Annotated in this window: 2 protein-coding genes and 1 pseudogene; all 3 read right to left on the bottom strand. The window is 61.6% G+C overall.

Annotated features, from left to right (window positions below; genetic code table 11):
- Positions 1-161: 161 nt before the first annotated feature.
- On the bottom strand, positions 162-623 hold the full coding sequence (locus tag EN749_RS33810) for a Mov34/MPN/PAD-1 family protein (RefSeq protein WP_348629408.1): 462 nt from the start codon (positions 621-623) through the stop codon (positions 162-164).
- Positions 620-2,269, bottom strand: a complete 1,650-nt coding sequence (locus EN749_RS33815; RefSeq protein ID WP_189367900.1) for a ThiF family adenylyltransferase — start codon at positions 2,267-2,269, stop codon at positions 620-622. Before EN749_RS33815 ends, EN749_RS33810 begins: the two co-directional genes overlap by 4 nt.
- A gap of 56 nt (positions 2,270-2,325) precedes the next feature.
- Positions 2,326-2,734, bottom strand: a pseudogene (locus tag EN749_RS33820) (nucleotidyltransferase); the annotation flags it as partial.

Below are 2,734 nucleotides of genomic sequence, written 5' to 3' on the forward strand. Positions count from 1 at the left end.
GGGCCTGAATAACTGAAGGCCCAGTTTGCGCCATGAATCGCAATCAGCACGGCGACGGCGCCGCGGAAAATCCAACTCTCCGCGTTACGAGCCCGAAAGAACCAACCTGCTGCAGATCGGATCACAAAGTCGACTGTATCCCAACGCATGAGCGGCTCCTCTCAGTTGGTCGTCAGTTCGACAGGCTCCGGAACCTGACCACGCCGATGAAGGCTTGCGGAGGAAACGAAGCGACGAAAAAATCCAATTTTCACGATCAGGAGCACGGCGAAGTCGATATCCCTTTCTCCGTCGACCAAATCCTGCATCGAATGAAGATCGGTGACGCTCGGACGCGCCGAAAAACTCGGATGCGAGTGCCATTCGCCGAGATAATTGAACGTCTGATAGTTGTGGCCGGTCCGATCGAAGAACTTCTCCAACGCCTGCCGGTGCTGGTCGGCGTCGCGAACGAAGTGAGCCCGTTCTCCCGAAATCTCGTCCAGAGAAAAGTCGACGACCACAAAATGACCGCACGCGACCTCCTGCCCCATGAGGATGCCGCCGATCTCACGCGACCTGGCTCGTCGAAGAGCCTGCTTCATACGATCGCGCACCTCATGGGAGACTCCCACCCGGATCACGCTGCCACTTCCGGGAAAAGAGAGGCGAGAAGCTCCTTAAGGTCCTCCTTCGATGCACCTCCTTGCGCTTCGCCCCACTTTCCTTCCGGCTGAAGGTCGATCGGCCAGGTATCGAAGGCTGCCCGGAAGATCCATTCCGCCGCCAGTCCGATCGCATAGGCAGAGGACGGAAAGATGCTTTGCTCGCGCGTCAGGATATCCAACGCCAATCTGGACGCGTGGCCAGCGATGACACTGACATCGGCGTCGTCGGCCATGAGCTGGGGGCCTTGCTCCCGCTGCGCTCCATAGTCCGCTTGAGCCGCAGACGCCCATGGCACGCCATGGCCATCGCACCAGGCGCGGATCTGGCCCCGGGCAATCGTCGGGATCGGGTCGAGCTCTGGCCTCGCCCTCGCGACGATACCTCCGATCCCGCCAGCAAAGACCTCGCACCAAACCATCGGTTTGCGGTGCCGGCGCGCGACAGCCGCCACCAGGTTGAACGCGCGCGGATCGGCGGTCGCATCGATCAGCAGGTCGGCCTGCGCCAGTTCCTCCATGACGGACTCGGTCGTTCCGGCACTCTCCTGCTGACCGAGCGCCACGCGCCGCATCGAAATCTCGGCATTGGCGACAATGTTCTTGAGGCGAGCCGTCAAGGAATCGACCTTATGTTGGCCAATCGCCCGTGCGTCGAGGTCATTCCTGACGAGATTTGCTGAGAAGAAGATATCGTCATCGACGAGCGTGAATTTTCGGACGCCGGACCTTGCAAGTGTGGTGGCGATCTTCGATCCGACGGAACCGCACCCGACAATCGCGACCCGCTTCTGTGCAAGAGCGGCGTGGCCCGCCGGCAGACGGCCAGATGCGTCGGGTGCAATGATCATCTTGTAGCCGAAAACAGTCTGCTTGCCCTCGTGCGGATAGAGGTTCAGCGCGATCCACCGGTCTGCGTCCCCGAGCAGCACGAAACCGTCAAAGGGATTGTCCGGAAGCTGCTCAACAAGTTCGGGAAACTCGGCAGGCAGCAGCTCGGCGAAACGTCCCGGATTTGCCCGGAAGGTGTCGATCTCCCGCGTTGTTCGAAAGGCGAACCCCTTTGTGATTGTGGAGCGTGAAGGCTCTGGACCGCTGTGCGACCATATCGAGCCTCCGTCTCCTACACTGATGAGAGACGCAACCCAGGTCGGTTTTTCGAGCCGGTCCCAGGCGGTGATGGGTACAGGGGCATCGACTGGAAGCCCTACGAGAACTTCGATAGCGTCTCGGTCAAGCACGAACCTCATCTGCTCGCTGCGGGCGTCGCGACCAACCGAGGCCTGATGAGCCGACCGCACGACGCCATCTTCGTCTCCCTCCGGGCTCTCGCCCGACAGGAGACGATATGCGCTCTCGGCCATCATCGCGCCGGTGATCGCCGGATCCCAATTGTCCGGCCGGAATTCGAGGCAGAGCTCTCCCCCAGCCCCGTACTGGTGCGACGAAAGCCGCTTGCCGTCCCGCGACAGCACCATCGGCGGCGTATCCGGGAAGGTCGACGGATACGCCATGAAGAGGCCGAACGTCTCACCATTGTGCTGGATGTCGAAATCCACGATCAACTGAAGATCGTCGCCGACCCTCCAACCGACACCCGACAACCATCCGGCGCGCTCCAGCAACTGTGCGAGCGCGACCTGCTCGGCCCTCGCACGGGAAGCGTTCGTCAGCCACCAGCTCATGCAAATCCCTTCGGCGTCGTTGGCACCCGAGGCGCGTTTCCGAAGGTCGGGATAGCCGCCGCGGGGGCAACGGACGCCGTGCGCAGGAGCCCTCCACCATTTCCGCGGATCCTTGCCACTGCCCGATCGGTTAACGCCGTGCCCATCCGAGCAGAGACCGCTTCGTTCATGCCCTGCAACATCGTAGCGCGGGCGGCGCGACCAAAATCCTGCCGAGCCTGTTCGAGCCAACGGAAGAAGGCCTGCGCCTTGCGCGGGTCCTTCTCCCATTTGTCAGCGAAGTTCTCAAACGCGTCGGTGGGGTTCGGAATGACATACTTGGTGCCATCGTGACGGATGTACCGGTCCATGCCCTCCAGGATCGAAAAGAGTGCGCCGGCGATCGTGTCCTGTTCCCCGTACGCG

This window comes from Mesorhizobium sp. M7A.F.Ca.ET.027.02.1.1 (assembly GCF_004022985.1).
Lineage (GTDB): Bacteria > Pseudomonadota > Alphaproteobacteria > Rhizobiales > Rhizobiaceae > Mesorhizobium.